Genomic DNA, 13078 nt, shown 5'->3' on the forward strand with positions numbered 1-13078 from the left:
GAAAAGAAAACGGCCGGTCGCGAGACCGGCCGTTTTCTCTTGCGTGGCGGTGCGTCAGGCGGACGTCTGCCGCCTGTAGCCGGCCACGGCGGCGCGGTGATAGGCGGTGTTGACGTCCAGCATCGCGAGATGAGCCCGTTCGGCCAGTTCGGGACCTGCAAGTTCCGGCGTCCCGGTCTTGAACGGCGGGCGCGGGTCGTATTCGAGCGTCAGTTCCGCAAGCTTGGCGACCTCTTCGCCGAGAAGGTGCCCAAGCAGGATCAGGCTTGCATCGAACGAACCGGTTGCCGGGCCTGAAGTGTAGATGTTGCCATCGACGACGACATCGCTTCCCTTGACCGGTATCGCGCCAAGGTCGCTCAAATAGGCCACGACATTGGCATTGCTGGTGGCGCGCCGGCCCCTCAGCAGTCCCGCTGCGCCGATCACGAGCGTGCCCGAGCATGTGGCGATAATGTTTTTCGCATTGCGGCCCTGAGTGACGAAGAAGTCGATCACCTCCGGATCCGCCAGCATCTCGGGCGGGATCATGCCGACGACCAGCGCATCGAGATCGTCGGGGCAATCTTCAAACCGCGTCGTCGGCATGGTCGGATAGGCCGGGAAGCCCTCGACAAGTTCGATGCGCTTCCAGATCAGATGGATCTCCGCGCCGACAATGCCGAACACCGATTGGGCGCCGATGATATCCATCGGAATGAAACCCGGGCAGACGAAGATGCCGATCTTCAGCCGGCGTCCGCCAGGCGGCTCGAACCTTGCGGCGAGTGCGCGCATGGAATCGGTGCTAAGTCCAAATCGCTGTTCATCAGTCATGTTGTTTCCAGTGTTGTTGCTGTTTGCGGGTGCAAAGTGCTGGAAAGGTGCGATGACTGAAATGACGTATTTCCCATGTTTCAGGACGTTTCGGTATCATCCTGATCGGTGTGGCCGCGTGCGGCTCGGCGCAGCGCCTGCGGTGGTTGGCCGAAGCAGCGGATGAAGGCCTGGCGCATGCGCTCCGGATCGGCAAAGCCGACCGCGCGGGCGATGACCGCGAGATTTTCGGCACTTTCCTCCACTCTCGGACGCGCGGTCTCGGCTCGCAGCCTTTCGACCGCCTTTGCCGGGGTCTGGCCGGTTTCGGCCTGGAACGCGCGACTGAACTGGCGTGGACTGAGATGCGCCGCTTCCGCCAGCCGCTCGACATTGAGGCGTTCATGCAAATGCGAGCGGGCAAAATCGAGCGTCTTGCGGATCCGGTCGGAGGGTGGATCGAGCTCGATCAGCGTCGAGTACTGCGACTGGCCGCCATGCCGGCGGTGATAGACGACGAGATCGCGCGCGACCGAGCGTGCAGCGTCGATGCCCAGGTCTTCCTCGATCAGCGCCAGTGCCAGATCTATCCCGGCGGTGATCCCGGCGGAGGTCCAGACGTGCTCGTCCTTGACGAAGATGCGGTCGGCTTCGACGCGTACCTTCGGATAGAGCTGCTGCAGGCGCGGTGCGTGGCGCCAGTGCGTGGTGGCATAGCGGTTGTCGAGCATCCCGGTCGCCGCGAGCAGGAAGGCTCCGGTGCAGATACTGGCGACGCGCCGGGGTTCTTCCGTTGCTGTCCGCAAGAGGGCAACCGTCGCCTCGTCGGCGCCGCAGGCGCGTTCGGCAGGACCACCGGCAATCAGCAGGGTGTCGAAGCGGCGGTCTTCGAGCGCCTCCGTCACGATCGTCGCCCCGTTGAGGTCCCGGACAAGCCCGCCATGGGCGGAAACCACCGAGAGGCGATAGGGCTCCTCGGCAAGTCTGCCGGCAAGGCCGAAGGCGGCAAGCGGGCCGCTGAGATCGAGCAATTCGAAATCCGGGAAGACGAAAAAACCAATACGCATCGAGTGTCTCAAATCGTGGGAACAATGTCATTTCGGACGAATGTTTGCCGTTGGATAACAGCACCGTCAACCGCGACCGTTGCCGCAGGCGGTGTCGCAGTTGACGCAATCCGTTGCAGTTCGAAAGGCGAACCGATGTCCGAAATGATCCGCAAACTTGCCGTGAATGGCACCGAACTCCATGTCATGGAAACCGGAGCAGGCGATCCCGTCCTGGTTTTCCTTCACTATTGGGGCGGTTCGTGCCGCACCTGGACAGGCGTCGTCGAGGCGCTCGGCGGGCGTTGGCGCGCCCTTGCCTATGACCATCGCGGCTGGGGTGATTCGGCAAAGGCCGGGGAGGATTTCGGCCTCGAGGTCATGACCGAAGACGCCGCCGCGTTGATCGCCGCCCTGGGGCTGACGCGTTACGTGCTTGTCGGCAATTCCATGGGCGGGAAGGTGGCGCAGAAGCTCGCCGCGCGCCGGCCCGAAGGGCTGGAGGCACTTGTGCTCGTCGCGCCAGCGCCGCCGACGCCGATTGATCTTTCGCCGCAGGAGAAGGCGATGCGAGTGGCGAGTTACGACAGCGCCGAAACGGTGAATGGCATGCTGGACGCGCTGCTCACCCGATCCGTGGCGCCGGAAGTCCGGCAACGCACGATCGTCGACACGCTCAAGGGCGCGCCGGCGGCAAAGCGTGCCTGGGTGGACGTCGGCATGGCTGAGGACATTGGCGTCGAGGTCGCCGGCATCACCGTACCCACCCTGGTGATTACCGGCACGCGCGACATGGTCGACCCCGAACCGGTTCTGCGCCGTGAGATCGGCGGACGCCTGCCGCAGGCACGCTTCGTCGTGCTTGAGGGCATCGGCCATTTCTCGCCGATTGAAGCGCCGGGCGAGGTTGCCGCGGCGATCATGACCTTCCTTGGCGCTCTGGATCTCTAGCTTAAGTGCGAACGGGTGCGGTCAGGAGGTGCCCGACCTCCCGCCGCGCGAAATGCGGTAGCTGTAGAGACATCCGATCGACACCGGCGCGACCATTGCGGCCACAGTCGTGATCGCCAGCAGCGTGCCGGTCGGTAGAGCGAGCGACAGGGCCGCCTGGAGTGCGCCGATGGTGACCATGAGGCTGCCCGTCAGCCGATGGGTCGCTCTCCAGTTTTGGGCATCCTCAAGCGTCCACGGCAACCGAATTCCGGCGAGGCTGTTGGGTTGGGATTTGGGCAGGACATTGCCGACGACGATTGCCAGAAGCCCCATGCCGAAGGCGATCACGTGCGTCATCGACAGGTCGATACCGAGCCCGATGAGCACGATGACCGTCTGAATGGCGGCAAACAAGGCAACGATGCCGCAGACGGTCGCCGCGGTGACATGCCGGCCGGCGCGGATCTCGGACTTCGGCGCGAAGCGCTCGGCAAGGGCCGAGAGCGCAAGGATCAGTGCGACCGCGACCGGCGCCAAAGAAAGCGCCTGATTGCGTGGCCAGAAAACATCGGCCGTGCCGTCCGGTCCCCAATGGATCGGCAGCAGCGTTTCCGACGGTACCGCAAAGAAGCCGGTTATCGTTGCCGCAAGCAGCATGCCGGTCAAAACCAGGGTGGCAGGAGCAAAAAGAAGCGATTTCATGGGGCCTGATCCTTTGCACCAAGAAGCCCGCCGAGCGCCTCTTCGAGGATGGACATGTTGAGGTGATAGATGAGGCTCGTGCCGCGTCGCTCGACGGCGACGAGTTCGGCCTCGCGCAGCTTGTTGAAATGCACGGACAGCGTCGGCTTGGTCAGGTCGAAATGGTCGGCGAGTTCGCCGGCGCTCATCGGTCCAGCCTTGAGCAGCGTCAGGATCTGCCGCCGCGCCGGATGGGAAAGTGCCTCGAAAACCCTGTTGATCCGCATCGCCTCGTTCGCCTTGCAAGGCCAATATTTAGAAAATCATCTAATTAGAGTCAATGCGAAATATGATGGGTAGTGCGGTGGGCGGAAATGAAATTGCCCGGCGTCCGGGGCGCCGGGCATTGGTGAAGCAGGTCCGAATAGGGTCAGCGCGCCGGTGCCGTCCTTCGCCATTGCGGCGCCCGCCAGATGGTGATGAACCGCAGCACCCACTCGAGCGGCCCGTAAGCGAAGCGGGCCATCCACCAGCGGCTGGCAAAGAGCTGGGCAGTGAAGATGGCAAGGGCGATTGCCACTGTTACCAGCGGCGACACTTGGCCGATCAGGCCGAGGCCATAGCCATGGTAGATCAGCGCTGAAATCAGCGACTGCAACAGATAGTTGGAAAGCGCCATGCGCCCGGCCGGAGCCAGCAGATCGCGCAGGCGTTGGCCGGCTTTGGATCCGAAAAGCAGCATCATGCCCGCGACGTAGGCGCCGGTGAGAAAGGGGCCGGTGAAGAGCCCGATCGAAAGCCCGATGATCGCGATTGGCGAATCGCGCATTTCAACGCTGGCATAGGCGTAGATGGCGGCGCCGGGCAGGCCGATCCACAGGCCGGCACGGATGAGACGGCGGAAGAGTTGCTGGTTCTCCTGCGGCCTTGCCAGCATCTTCTTGCGCCCGGCAATCAACCCGAGCAGGAACATCGCCAACGCGCAGGGCGCTTGCAGGAAGACAAGGATGATCCAGACCGAGGAAAGCTCCGTCAGGTGCTGGCCGATGATCGCGTTCCAGTCTCCGCGGAACGCGATCTCGGTCGCTTCCGCAGCAGCCAGGATCGCCGGGCGATCGAGCGGCATCGGATCCAGCGCAATGAGAATGCCAAGCGCGCCCCAGGCGATGGCGATCAGCATGACCAGCCACCTGGCCAGTCGCAAGAGGCCGGCGTCGCTGCGGTTGCGCAGCGCCAGCAGGACAAGGCCAAGCACGGCATAGGTGGTGAGGATGTCGCCGTGGAAGAGCAGGACCGCATGGGCGAGCCCGATCAGCCACAGGCCGACCTGTCGCCTGAGAAGCCGCGGCACGAAGGCTTCGCCGGATTTTTCCGCCGAGCGCATCTGCAGGGTGAAGCTGTAGCCGAACAGAAACGAGAACAGCAGGTAGAACTTCATCTCGAAGAAGAGAGCGATCACGAGATGGACGGCGCGGTCGGCGGTGCCGCTGAAGGCGGGATCCGCGAGTTCCAGGCCATAGAAGGCTGAGGCAAAGGCCATGCTGTTGACGAGAAGAATGCCGAGCAGCGCAAAGCCGCGCAACGCGTCGACGTCGTCAATGCGATCGGGGGTGGTCATTGATGGTCTCCGTTACGACAGGCGCAGGAGGAATGCGCCATAACCCTTTGAAATATTAGCTTCCGAGGCGATGGCGCCACTTCGGCCATCACCGAGGCTGGAGGCCGGCGACGCCATGGGTTGACGTTGCGCCTCCAACGTCTATTAATAAATAGACTAGTCAATCTAATTATTGATGCGAAGCAACGTCAAGGGGGCGGCGGACCATATTCCGTCGGCCGTGTCAGAAGCTCGAGAAGATGCGGTTAGCGGTTAGTGGTTGCCGGTGTTGCGGTGGCGAAGCCAGGCGATTTGCCTGCGGGCGCGCAGAAGTGCGGTCAGCGCGGCGCCGGCGGAAACCAGCAGCAGGGCAATCCAGAGGATTTCGCCATCGCCGAGCCAGAGACCTTCAAAGGCGGACAGCACGGCAGCCAGCGTCATCGTCGCCATGCGGTGCTGCTTGGCCATCGGGCCGGAGAAGTCGCTCGGCCCGCCATTGGCCCGGCCGAGCTCGCGCACATAGGCCGTCAGCACGGCAAAGGTGGCTGCCGCGAAGCCGAGGGCCGGAACACCGAGCCCGCATCCGGCACCGATGAAGATGAGGATGTCGGCGACCCGGTCGGGAAACTCGTTCCAGAACGGACCGTCGGCTTCGCCCTTGCCGCCCTCGACGGCTACCATGCCGTCGAAGAGGTTGCAGAGCAGGCGGAGCTGGCAGAAGAGGGCGGCGGCAATGTACAGAGCCGCCCGCGAACCATCTTCGGTTTCGCCGGCAAGCCAGAAGGAAAGCCCGGCCAGTGCCGCCGCCAGCATGCTCGCCTGCGAAATCCGGTTCGGCGTGACGTTCATCGATGCCAGGCGGCGTGCGATGGCCTGCGCCCAGCGGGTGTTGCGGCTTGCAAGCGGCCTGCGGTCACCGGTTTCGGTCATGGGGGCCCCGACTGATGGAATAGTTGTAGAGAGCGGCATAGCTGGTCGATACGACAAGCGGCAGCGCGATCGTCTTCAGGATCTCGGGCGTGCCGCTGGCGGCGTGGATCGCGACCAGGATTGCAGACGAGCCGAGGCACGCGGCGAGCGGCGGCAGGACCAGGCGCATGGCACCGCTGAACCGCCTGGAAAGCGCGTCGATCGCTGTCTTGAGGTAGAGCGTCAAGAGCGCCGAAAGCGTCCCTTGGACAACGCCGGCAAGGAGTGGCTTGGGCAGCGGGTGATGACGGTTGGCAAAGAGCGCCCAGCCGCCCATGGCAATAAAGGCGAAGGCCACATGCACGACGCCGCTTGACGCCAGTCCTTTCAGCTTGGCGGTCATGTCAGCGACCACCAGTAACGGGTCAGATGGAAGAAGATCGGCGCCGAGAAGACGACCGAATCGAGCCGGTCGATCAGGCCGCCATGGCCCTCGATCAGGTGCCCCCAGTCCTTTACGCCGCGGTCGCGCTTGATGGCCGACATGACGAGCCCGCCGAAGAAGCCCATCAGGGTGATGATGAGCGACATCAGCGCAGCCTGCATTGGTGTGAATGGCGTGATCCACCAGAGCGATGCGCCGATCAGCGTTGCGCTGGCGACGCCGCCAACGAAGCCTTCGACCGTCTTTGAAGGCGAAAGGGTGGGCGCGATCTTGGTTTTGCCGAAGAGCTTGCCCCAGACATATTGCAGCACGTCGCTCGACTGCACGACGATGACGAGGAAGGCGATGAGAAGCACGTTGCGTCCCTCATAGCCCGGGATCTGCAGCGTCAAGAGTGCCGGCACGTGCGAGGCGCAGAAGACGCAGATCATCAGCGCCCATTGCACTTCGGAGATCCTGAGCAGGAAGTCGCGGGTGTCGCCCCGCATCACCGCGACGATCGGCATCAGCAGGAAGGCGTAGACCGGCACGAAGATCGAATAGATGCCGTACTGTTCCGCCCAAAGCAGGAAGTAGTTGATCGGCAAAACGACGAAGAACGCGGCCGCGATCGCCCAATGGTCGCCGCGACGGGTGTTGATGAGCGTGATGAATTCGCGCAGTGCCGCAAACGAGCAGAAGGCAAAAAGCAGCAGCACGCCGACTCTGCCGGCGACGAAGGCGATCGCGATCAGGATCACCATCGCCCACCAGGCCTTGATGCGGGCATTGAGGTTTTCGATCGCGCCGTTCGACCCGTCCGGCGAAAGCTTCCGCTTGAGCACGTAGCCGACGCTCGACGCCAGCACGAGAATGCCGCCGACGCCCAGGAGCAGTTTGAGCATGTCCAGGCTTGCCGTGCTCATGCATTGTCTTCCGTCGAGGAGGGGGAGAGCGCGAGCAGGGCCGCCTCGGCGCGGGCGATGAATTCGTCCTTCGTCTCCTGCGCCTTGAGGCGCATCGGTTCGCCGAAGGTTACGGTACAGATCAGCGGGATCGGCACGAATTCCCCCTTCGGCATGACGCGGTTGAGATTGTTGATCCAGACGGGAACCAGCGCCACGTCCGGCCGCTTGCAGGCGAGATGATAAAGGCCGCTCTTGAAGGGCAGCATGCGCGCCTCGGTCTGGTTGCGGGTCCCCTCGGGAAAGAGGATGAGCGACGAGCCGTCGTTGAGCACCGTCGTCATCTGCTCGACCGGGTCCTGGGTGCGCGCTTCCGGGTCACGTTCGATCAGCACGGCGTCGAAGACGTCGCGGCCGATGAAGGCGGAAAGCTTCGATTTCAGCCAGTACTCTGCGCCCGCGACCGGCCGCGTGCGCTCTCGCAGCCACGGCGGCAAGACCGCCCAGATCAGCACGAAATCGCCGTGGCTGGAATGGTTGGCGAAGTAGATGCTCTGCTTCGGCGGCAGGCCGGTCTCATGCCAGATGGCACGGGCCGCCGTCAGTGCGCGCGCAAACATCATGATGGCGATGGAAGCCAGCTTGGCCGTCAAATCGCGAATCATGCGGTTTCAAATCCGGTTGGAACCGTCGGGTCGAAGCGTCCTGCAGAGCGTTTCGACCGAGTCCGGATGGGTTTCGACAATAGGATCAAGCGCTGCCCCTCAGACTGCGCCTGGCGTAACCCCAGGCTGCAATCGACCAACTTTACGCGATTGTGACCGCTTCTCAAGCGGTTGAAATCATACGCAACAGGATAACGTGTCGGACACCGAGAATATTCGCTTGTGCTTGAGAAGAGGTCGAATGCAGTGCGACGCCACGCCACGGTCGGCGCGCTCGGAACCGTCGGGCGTCGCCATTGACCGCCAATCTTCCGCCCGCTAGCTTGCGGGTCCACACAGAGGAGCGTCGTCCAATGCGCCAGTAATGCCCGGTGAGAACCGTATTCGCCTCAACTTCGCTTGCGAAGGGGACGGACGATGGCATTGCTGTGATCCGCATTGACGGACAGACGCCGAGGCATTTCTTGCCTGCGATCCCCATTTCCATTCGTGAGCGGTCAAACATGGACAAAGTTCCAGGGACTGAACATGCAAGATATTTCCTCCAATCTCGATATCATCGATCACAACCGCCAAGCCTGGGACAGGCAGGCAAGTCAGGACTGCCAGTGGTCTCGCCCGGTGACGCCGGAGATGATCGCCGCTGCCCGTGAAGGGCAATGGCAGGCGCGGCTGACGCCCGGCGATCTGCCGAAGGGCTGGCTGCCTGACGTCAGGAGCAAGACGATCCTGTGCCTGGCGTCAGCGGGCGGCCAACAGGCGCCGATCCTTGCGGCGGCCGGCGCTGACGTCACCGTTTTCGACATTTCCAAGGGGCAACTTGATCAGGACCGGCATGTCGCCGAACGCGAGGGGCTGTCGCTTTCGACTGTGCAGGGCGACATGCGCGACCTCTCGGTGTTTGCGGATGGGACCTTCGACATCGTCTTTCACCCGATCTCCAATCTCTATGTTCCCGATGTCCGGCCGGTCTGGCGGGAATGCCACCGGGTGCTGAAGACCGGCGGGCGGCTGCTTTCGAGCTTCTACAATCCGATCGTTTTCGTCGGCGACCGGAATCCTGCTTATGCGGAAGAGGGGCTCATCCGGCCGGCTTACCGGCTCCCCTTTGCCGAGTCGGAGCATCTCGCCCCCGATGCCGTGCAGGCCAAGGTCGATCGGGGAGAAGCTCTGGTGTTCGGGCACAGCCTGTCTGCGCAGATCGAGGGGCAATTGCAGGCGGGTTTCCTGCTGGCCGGCTTCCACGAGGATTGGCAGCCGTCGGCTCGCTTCCTGATCGACAGGTTCGTGCCGACCTTCATCGCCACCTTTGCCATCAAGAGCGATCTCGGCCTCTGACGTAATCGTTTTGGGGAATGCGCGCGCTTTCTGGTGCGCACCACCCACGGAGCAATCGCGGCGTCTGCGATAACCCGCGGTTGCTTTTCAGGGCAATGCTGCTCGTCGATCATCGTGCCGTGTTACGCAGCGTTACTGTTACGTACTCGCCAAGGCGCCGGTTTCGTACTTTTCTGTTAGGCAGCGAAACTGGAAAGGGGTCAATCCGTATGCGCTTCATCGCTTTGTTGTTCGTGCCTTTGGCGGTCGCCGTGCTGGGGCTTTCGGGTTGTGCCTCGACGTCCTCGACCAATACGTCCTACACCCAGCCCCAGACGTTCGCCCCCGGTCTCGGTGCGGGGAACACGGCCAACGCCACGACGGCGCCGGGCTACTACTGACCTTCCGGCGGTTCGTCTCCCGCTGACAGGCATAATCCGCGGCGGGCGCAGCAGGCCGCGGACAGCTCCCGTTTGCGGCAACGGCCCGAACGCGGACCGCCGATCCGCTCCCTGGCGGTGACCCGGCTTGCATTCGCCGGCCAAAAGTTGCAAACAGCGGCGAACCATCAGGGAACACGCCATGAGCCTCTCCAAGCGCACCACCCGCCCGCTCGATCACCTCGTGCTGCCGGTGGATACGCTTACCCAGGCGCGGCGTCGGCTTTCCGATCTCGGTTTTACCGTCGCCGACGATGCCCGCCATCCCTTCGGCACCGAAAATGCCTGCGTCTTCTTTGCCGACGGCACCTATCTCGAACCTCTGGCCGTTGCATCCCGCGAGGAATGCGAGGCGGCAGCACTCGACGGCAACGTCTTTGTGGCGCGCGATCAGGCGTTTCGTTTCCGCCAGGGGCCGGAAGGTCTTTCGGCGCTGGTCTTTGGCACCGAGGATGCGGCGAGCGATCACATGCGTTTCCGGGCGTGCGGCATTTCCGGCGGTGACATGCTGGAATTTTCCCGGCCGATGAAGCTGCCGGATGGCCGCGAAGGTCTGGGCTCGTTCCGCCTTGCCTTTGCTGCCGACCTGCGTTCGCCGGATCTCTTCCTTTTCAACTGTCAGCGCGTGCGGGCGCTGCCCACGGATCGGGCGGCACTGGAGCGGCACGACAACGGCGTGATCGGCATAAGCGAAGTGGTTCTGTCGGAAACCAATCCGACCGATTTCCAGTATCTGCTGCAGGAAGCGGTCGACGAGCGCGAGGTCACGGCCCATTCCTTCGGCATGGATGTCGCGACCACCAATGCCAAGATCTCGGTGCTGAGCGCCGCCGGCATGGAAGCCTTCTTCGGCCGCTCGGTGCACAATGCCGAACGCGGCTTGCGTGGACGGGCGGTCGTGTTCCGCGTTGCCGATCTCGAGGCGACGCGTGCGCTGTTTGCTGAGTACGATATCGAATTTGCAGAAATGGGCGGGCGCCTCATTGTTCCCGAAATGCCGGGGCAAGGGGTGATCTTCGCGTTTGGAGCTTGATGATGAAAACCAATGCCAGAGTCGTTGTCGGTGAGGGCGCCCACCAGGTCGCCTTCTCGCAAACCGAAAAGCTGTCGCTGATCGCCGGCCCCTGCCAGATGGAAAGCCGCGAGCACGCCTTCATGATGGCGGGCGCGCTTTCCGAACTCTGCAAGAAGCTTGGCCTCGGTCTCGTCTACAAGTCCTCCTTCGACAAGGCCAACCGCACCTCGCTTTCCGGCAAGCGCGGCATCGGGCTTGAGAAGGCGATGGAAATCTTCGCCGACCTCAAGAAGGAATTCGGCTTTCCGGTTCTGACCGACATTCACACCGAAGAGCAGTGCGCGCTTGTCGCCCCGACGGTCGATATCCTGCAGATCCCGGCCTTCCTGTCGCGCCAGACCGACCTTCTGGTCGCCGCCGCCAAGACCGGCCGGGCGATCAACGTCAAGAAGGGCCAGTTCCTGGCGCCCTGGGACATGAAGAACGTGCTGGCGAAATTCACCGACAGCGGCAACCCCAATGTCATGCTCTGCGAGCGCGGTGCCTCTTTCGGCTACAACACGCTTGTCTCCGACATGCGCTCGTTGCCGATCATGGCTTCGCTCGGCGCACCCGTCGTTTTCGACGCCACCCACTCGGTGCAGCAGCCGGGCGGGCAGGGCGGCTCTTCCGGCGGCCAGCGCGAATTCGTCGAGACGCTCGCACGCGCTGCCGTTGCCGTCGGTGTTGCCGGTGTCTTCGTAGAAACCCATGAAGACCCGGACAACGCGCCCTCCGACGGCCCCAACATGGTGCATCTGAAGGACATGCCGCGGCTGCTCGAAAAGCTGCTCGCCTTCGACGCGATCGCCAAGGATTGAGCTGCCAGCGGCGTTCCGTGAAATTTTCATGAACCGCAATGGCGCGGTTGTTTTTGCATCTTGCGCGCCATTGTAATTTCGAGGCCTTGGCGTATGACAGGCCCCGACCACCCACCGTCCTCAACAGGGAAGAGATCATGACTGCAATCATCGACATCATCGGCCGAGAAATTCTGGACAGCCGCGGCAACCCGACCGTCGAGGTCGACGTGTACCTGGAAGACGGAAGCTTCGGCCGTGCGGCAGTTCCCTCGGGCGCCTCGACCGGTGCGCATGAGGCTGTCGAGCTGCGCGATGGTGGTACGCGTTACCTCGGCAAGGGCGTCGAGCGCGCCGTCGAAGCCGTCAACGGCGAGATTTTCGAAGCGATCGGCGGCCTCGATGCCGAGAACCAGATCCAGATCGACAAGACCATGATCGAGCTCGACGGCACGTCGAACAAGTCGCGCCTCGGCGCCAACGCCATCCTCGGCGTTTCGCTCGCCGTTTCGAAGGCTGCCGCCGAAGCTGCCGGCCTGCCGCTCTATCGTTATGTCGGCGGCCCGAACGCCCACGTTCTGCCGGTTCCGATGATGAACATCATCAACGGCGGCGCGCACGCCGACAACCCGATCGATTTCCAGGAATTCATGATCGTCCCCGTCGGCGCCGACACGATGCGTGACGCGGTGCGCATGGGCTCGGAAGTCTTTCACACGCTGAAGAAGCAGCTTGCAGCCGACGGTCACAACACCAATGTCGGCGACGAAGGCGGCTTCGCGCCGGGCCTCGCTTCCGCTCCGGCCGCCCTCGACTTCATCATGAAGTCGATCGAGAAGGCTGGTTACAAGCCGGGCGAAGACATGTTCATCGCGCTCGATTGCGCAGCCACCGAATTCTTCAAGGACGGCAAGTACGTGCTCGAGGGCGAAGGCCGCACGCTCGAGCCGGGCGCAATGGCTGAATATCTTGCCGAACTCGCCGCCAAGTACCCGATCTTCTCGATCGAGGACGGGATGGCGGAAGACGATTGGGACGGCTGGAAGGCCGTGACCGATCTCATCGGCAACAAGTGCCAGCTCGTCGGCGACGACCTGTTCGTCACCAACTCGGCGCGCCTGCGCGACGGCATCAAGATGGGTGTCGCCAACTCGATCCTCGTCAAGGTCAACCAGATCGGCTCGCTGTCGGAAACGCTCGACGCCGTCGAGACCGCGCACAAGGCACGCTACACCGCCGTCATGTCGCACCGTTCGGGCGAGACCGAAGACGCAACGATCGCCGATCTCGCGGTTGCCACCAACTGCGGCCAGATCAAGACCGGTTCGCTTGCCCGTTCGGACCGGCTCGCAAAGTACAACCAGCTGATCCGCATCGAAGAGCAGCTCGGCGTACAGGCGAAGTACGCCGGCCGCTCGATCCTGCGCGGCTGATCGCTGCCTGATTTTCGTCTGAAAACTGAGCCCGCCCACACGGCCCCGTGTGGGCGGGTTTCTATTTTCCTGCCGTTCA

The 13078-nt window shown here is 63.1% G+C and carries 15 protein-coding genes; 6 read left to right on the forward strand and 9 right to left on the reverse strand.

Translation table 11 applies throughout. The features are described 5' to 3' along the window. Positions 1 to 54: 54 nt before the first annotated feature. Both C1A35_RS26265 and C1A35_RS26270 read right to left on the reverse strand, forming a co-directional pair. Positions 55 to 816, reverse strand: a complete 762-nt coding sequence (locus C1A35_RS26265) for a DJ-1/PfpI family protein (RefSeq protein ID WP_104667193.1) — start codon at positions 814 to 816, stop codon at positions 55 to 57. A gap of 80 nt (positions 817 to 896) precedes the next feature. Further along, complete coding sequence (locus C1A35_RS26270; protein WP_104667194.1) at positions 897 to 1862, reverse strand: GlxA family transcriptional regulator; 966 nt, start codon at positions 1860 to 1862, stop codon at positions 897 to 899. Between the two features lie 135 nt (positions 1863 to 1997). Here C1A35_RS26270 and C1A35_RS26275 point away from each other — a divergent pair, with 135 nt between their 5' ends. Beyond that, a complete protein-coding gene (locus C1A35_RS26275; protein WP_234823024.1) occupies positions 1998 to 2792 on the forward strand; it encodes an alpha/beta fold hydrolase in 795 nt (264 codons plus the stop codon). Between the two features lie 21 nt (positions 2793 to 2813). On the opposite strand, the gene C1A35_RS26280 is transcribed toward C1A35_RS26275, so the two are convergent. The 7 genes from C1A35_RS26280 to C1A35_RS26310 all read right to left on the reverse strand — a co-directional run bounded on the left by C1A35_RS26280 (position 2814) and on the right by C1A35_RS26310 (position 7955). Further along, positions 2814 to 3476 (reverse strand): SdpI family protein, encoded by a 663-nt coding sequence (locus tag C1A35_RS26280; protein ID WP_104667195.1) that lies wholly within the window; start codon positions 3474 to 3476, stop codon positions 2814 to 2816. Further along, positions 3473 to 3742, reverse strand: coding sequence for an autorepressor SdpR family transcription factor (locus C1A35_RS26285; protein WP_199773031.1), 270 nt, complete (start codon positions 3740 to 3742; stop codon positions 3473 to 3475). The genes C1A35_RS26280 and C1A35_RS26285 overlap by 4 nt, the downstream gene beginning before the upstream one ends. A 143-nt stretch (positions 3743 to 3885) precedes the next feature. Further along, entirely contained in the window at positions 3886 to 5073 is a 1188-nt protein-coding gene (locus C1A35_RS26290; RefSeq protein ID WP_104667196.1) for a DUF418 domain-containing protein, read from the reverse strand. A 252-nt stretch (positions 5074 to 5325) separates the two neighbouring features. Continuing rightward, on the reverse strand, positions 5326 to 5982 hold the full coding sequence (locus C1A35_RS26295; RefSeq protein ID WP_104667197.1) for a CDP-alcohol phosphatidyltransferase family protein: 657 nt from the start codon (positions 5980 to 5982) through the stop codon (positions 5326 to 5328). After that, complete coding sequence (locus C1A35_RS26300; protein WP_104667198.1) at positions 5966 to 6364, reverse strand: hypothetical protein; 399 nt, start codon at positions 6362 to 6364, stop codon at positions 5966 to 5968. Before C1A35_RS26300 ends, C1A35_RS26295 begins: the two co-directional genes overlap by 17 nt. Beyond that, positions 6361 to 7311, reverse strand: coding sequence for a phosphatidate cytidylyltransferase (locus tag C1A35_RS26305; protein WP_104667199.1), 951 nt, complete (start codon positions 7309 to 7311; stop codon positions 6361 to 6363). The genes C1A35_RS26300 and C1A35_RS26305 overlap by 4 nt, the downstream gene beginning before the upstream one ends. Beyond that, positions 7308 to 7955 carry a lysophospholipid acyltransferase family protein gene (locus C1A35_RS26310; RefSeq protein ID WP_440271565.1) on the reverse strand — a complete coding sequence of 216 codons (648 nt, stop codon included), beginning with the start codon at positions 7953 to 7955 and terminating at the stop codon, positions 7308 to 7310. The genes C1A35_RS26305 and C1A35_RS26310 overlap by 4 nt, the downstream gene beginning before the upstream one ends. A gap of 528 nt (positions 7956 to 8483) precedes the next feature. Between C1A35_RS26310 and C1A35_RS26315 the strand changes: the two genes are divergently transcribed. From C1A35_RS26315 to eno, 5 genes are all read left to right on the forward strand, one after another. Next, positions 8484 to 9293, forward strand: coding sequence for a class I SAM-dependent methyltransferase (locus tag C1A35_RS26315; RefSeq protein ID WP_104667200.1), 810 nt, complete (start codon positions 8484 to 8486; stop codon positions 9291 to 9293). A 209-nt stretch (positions 9294 to 9502) separates the two neighbouring features. Continuing rightward, on the forward strand, positions 9503 to 9673 hold the full coding sequence (locus C1A35_RS36085) for a hypothetical protein (protein ID WP_156134117.1): 171 nt from the start codon (positions 9503 to 9505) through the stop codon (positions 9671 to 9673). A gap of 181 nt (positions 9674 to 9854) precedes the next feature. Then, the gene (locus tag C1A35_RS26320; protein ID WP_104667201.1) at positions 9855 to 10745 is read left to right on the forward strand and encodes a VOC family protein; all 891 of its coding nucleotides are present in this window, start codon (positions 9855 to 9857) and stop codon (positions 10743 to 10745) included. Beyond that, on the forward strand, positions 10745 to 11587 hold the full coding sequence (gene kdsA / locus C1A35_RS26325; RefSeq protein WP_199773032.1) for a 3-deoxy-8-phosphooctulonate synthase: 843 nt from the start codon (positions 10745 to 10747) through the stop codon (positions 11585 to 11587). The genes C1A35_RS26320 and kdsA overlap by 1 nt, the downstream gene beginning before the upstream one ends. Positions 11588 to 11724: 137 nt before the next feature. Further along, a complete protein-coding gene (gene eno / locus C1A35_RS26330) occupies positions 11725 to 12999 on the forward strand; it encodes a phosphopyruvate hydratase (RefSeq protein WP_077961428.1) in 1275 nt (424 codons plus the stop codon). Positions 13000 to 13078 lie beyond the last annotated feature (79 nt).

This window comes from Ensifer adhaerens, from assembly GCF_002940685.1.
In the GTDB taxonomy this organism is placed as follows: Bacteria; Pseudomonadota; Alphaproteobacteria; order Rhizobiales; family Rhizobiaceae; genus Ensifer; species Ensifer adhaerens_E.

What these genes read in the sequence shown, in the direction of transcription:
- C1A35_RS26265 (WP_104667193.1), bottom strand. Translation starts at nt 816, where the DNA reads ATGACTGATGAACAGCGATTTGGACTTAGCACCGATTCCATGCGCGCA.
- kdsA (WP_199773032.1), top strand. Translation starts at nt 10,745, where the DNA reads ATGATGAAAACCAATGCCAGAGTCGTTGTCGGTGAGGGCGCCCACCAG.
- C1A35_RS26315 (WP_104667200.1), top strand. Translation starts at nt 8,484, where the DNA reads ATGCAAGATATTTCCTCCAATCTCGATATCATCGATCACAACCGCCAA.
- C1A35_RS26295 (WP_104667197.1), bottom strand. Translation starts at nt 5,982, where the DNA reads ATGACCGAAACCGGTGACCGCAGGCCGCTTGCAAGCCGCAACACCCGC.
- C1A35_RS26300 (WP_104667198.1), bottom strand. Translation starts at nt 6,364, where the DNA reads ATGACCGCCAAGCTGAAAGGACTGGCGTCAAGCGGCGTCGTGCATGTG.
- C1A35_RS26320 (WP_104667201.1), top strand. Translation starts at nt 9,855, where the DNA reads ATGAGCCTCTCCAAGCGCACCACCCGCCCGCTCGATCACCTCGTGCTG.
- C1A35_RS26285 (WP_199773031.1), bottom strand. Translation starts at nt 3,742, where the DNA reads ATGCGGATCAACAGGGTTTTCGAGGCACTTTCCCATCCGGCGCGGCGG.
- C1A35_RS26290 (WP_104667196.1), bottom strand. Translation starts at nt 5,073, where the DNA reads ATGACCACCCCCGATCGCATTGACGACGTCGACGCGTTGCGCGGCTTT.
- C1A35_RS26275 (WP_234823024.1), top strand. Translation starts at nt 1,998, where the DNA reads ATGTCCGAAATGATCCGCAAACTTGCCGTGAATGGCACCGAACTCCAT.
- eno (WP_077961428.1), top strand. Translation starts at nt 11,725, where the DNA reads ATGACTGCAATCATCGACATCATCGGCCGAGAAATTCTGGACAGCCGC.
- C1A35_RS26280 (WP_104667195.1), bottom strand. Translation starts at nt 3,476, where the DNA reads ATGAAATCGCTTCTTTTTGCTCCTGCCACCCTGGTTTTGACCGGCATG.
- C1A35_RS26310 (WP_440271565.1), bottom strand. Translation starts at nt 7,955, where the DNA reads ATGATTCGCGATTTGACGGCCAAGCTGGCTTCCATCGCCATCATGATG.
- C1A35_RS26305 (WP_104667199.1), bottom strand. Translation starts at nt 7,311, where the DNA reads ATGAGCACGGCAAGCCTGGACATGCTCAAACTGCTCCTGGGCGTCGGC.
- C1A35_RS26270 (WP_104667194.1), bottom strand. Translation starts at nt 1,862, where the DNA reads ATGCGTATTGGTTTTTTCGTCTTCCCGGATTTCGAATTGCTCGATCTC.
- C1A35_RS36085 (WP_156134117.1), top strand. Translation starts at nt 9,503, where the DNA reads ATGCGCTTCATCGCTTTGTTGTTCGTGCCTTTGGCGGTCGCCGTGCTG.